Raw genomic sequence first — 1,600 nt, 5'->3', positions numbered from 1 at the left:
CGATCGCAAACGGGATTTGCTTTCTTATCTTTGCCAGCGTCGCCGGCAATTCTCGTATGTCGGGCATAGGGTCTCTCCCCTCATTATTACCGGAACAAATGGCATGATGATTCAGGTGGCAATCTGACCAGCTGCCCGTAGCGCTGCCAGTAATCCGTTAAAATCCGCCTGCGTCGGTGCCGCGGTTAAATCAGCCATCGCAGCAGCCATTTTTACCCCGCCAACCGCACTGGCCGTTGCTGCTGGCAATGTGTAAGGCTCACCTGCACCAATAGCGGTTCGCGCAGCCGCAGCATCTGCAGCTTTTAGTAACTGCTTCCCAACATCGGATGCATCGCTAATATCAGCTGTCGCTGGCTGATAGTTCCCTGCCTTGGCATCGGTTGCCGCAGTCCCAATCTTGAGGTTCGAAGTACCGGCACCAATAGTGCTCAAAATTTGTTCATTGGTCTGCTGTTTCAGCATGGTTTTCACCGGCGCGGAAGCATCGGTAATATTGTCGATAGTGACCGTTCCGTCACCACCCCCACCTCCGCCGCCATCGCCTTTGGCAACCACCTGCACCATAGAGAAGGAGCCCCATTGAATAATCGGGGCACCAAAAGGCTGATAACCATCAGCAATCTTCTCAGCGACCTTCGTTTGCAGGTCATCGGGGTTATCACCCACGACGACGGTATAATCTGTAAGTGCCATATAGACCTCATCATTTAATTTCAGTGGCTGTGCTGACACCCTCGCCACACACACCAAACAGAACAATTATGTTTGACCCGCACGCTCCCCCGTTTCGATACTTAAGCTGCATTGCATTAACGTCTTTGCCTCGTCCTTGAGGCATTCCTGCCCGTCCCCAGACGGGCTTTTTTTCTTGACTCTCCACACCTGCCATTCCCAGCTTTAAGAAGTGTCGTGCGTATAACTACAAAAGCGTTCTTCCAGAGAAGTCTTTAGCCCACAAATACCCCTTGTGGGCTTCTTTTATTCCCCCACCCGATACATCACCACAGCATTACCGTTCACCCATAACGGTCAGGGTGACCGGGCAGGATCCGTTGATGGTTTTGTTTATGCATTTTGGATGGCCCTCTCAAAGGCCACCTGAAGTACTTGACAGAAACACACTGCCTTTTGAACTGTGAAATCGTTCCGTGCAACAATTGCGCTCTTCCTCGTAGAGTGCCGCCCACGTCTCCTTGTGGGCTTTTTTTATTCCTCCACCCGGTACATCACCACGGCGTTACCGTTCACCGATACCCGTGTCACGCTCATGGGCGACGTTGAAGTGATTTGCACGCCGACGTAGCGCTGAGAGACGCAGCCGGTCAGTAAACACGATAACACCAGGCATAACGTCAGCGTTTTCATATCACCGTCCTTTACAGATCTGGCTTTCGCCTGGATTGGTATCGATACAAGCCGAGCCGTTCGGGTATTGCAACACAACAGTGTTATCGGGCTGTACCTCTGCGTTGGTGATGCTCTGCCCCCTTGCGCCGTTGGCATGTGTGAACGACACAGCAGAACATGCAGCCATAGCAACAATAGCCACCAGCAGCAGCGAATTGACCACCAGCCGCGTCCTTTTCTTGTTCATGAA

Annotated in this window: 3 protein-coding genes; all 3 read right to left on the bottom strand. The window is 52.2% G+C overall.

Annotated features, from left to right (window positions below):
* Positions 1 to 111: 111 nt before the first annotated feature.
* Complete coding sequence (locus ACJ8PN_RS25335; RefSeq protein ID WP_420277093.1) at positions 112 to 696, bottom strand: head fiber protein; 585 nt, start codon at positions 694 to 696, stop codon at positions 112 to 114.
* A 513-nt stretch (positions 697 to 1,209) separates the two neighbouring features.
* Complete coding sequence (locus tag ACJ8PN_RS25330; RefSeq protein WP_420277094.1) at positions 1,210 to 1,368, bottom strand: hypothetical protein; 159 nt, start codon at positions 1,366 to 1,368, stop codon at positions 1,210 to 1,212.
* A 1-nt stretch (position 1,369) separates the two neighbouring features.
* Positions 1,370 to 1,600 (bottom strand): hypothetical protein (locus tag ACJ8PN_RS25325; RefSeq protein ID WP_442535352.1); only part of this gene is annotated, 231 nt, incomplete at its 5' end.

This window comes from Serratia sp. CY76391 (assembly GCF_052166695.1).
In the GTDB taxonomy this organism is placed as follows: Bacteria; Pseudomonadota; Gammaproteobacteria; order Enterobacterales; family Enterobacteriaceae; genus Serratia; species Serratia nematodiphila.
The sequence above is the reverse complement of the archived record's forward strand: the minus strand, read 5'-3'. Positions and strand labels throughout refer to the sequence as shown.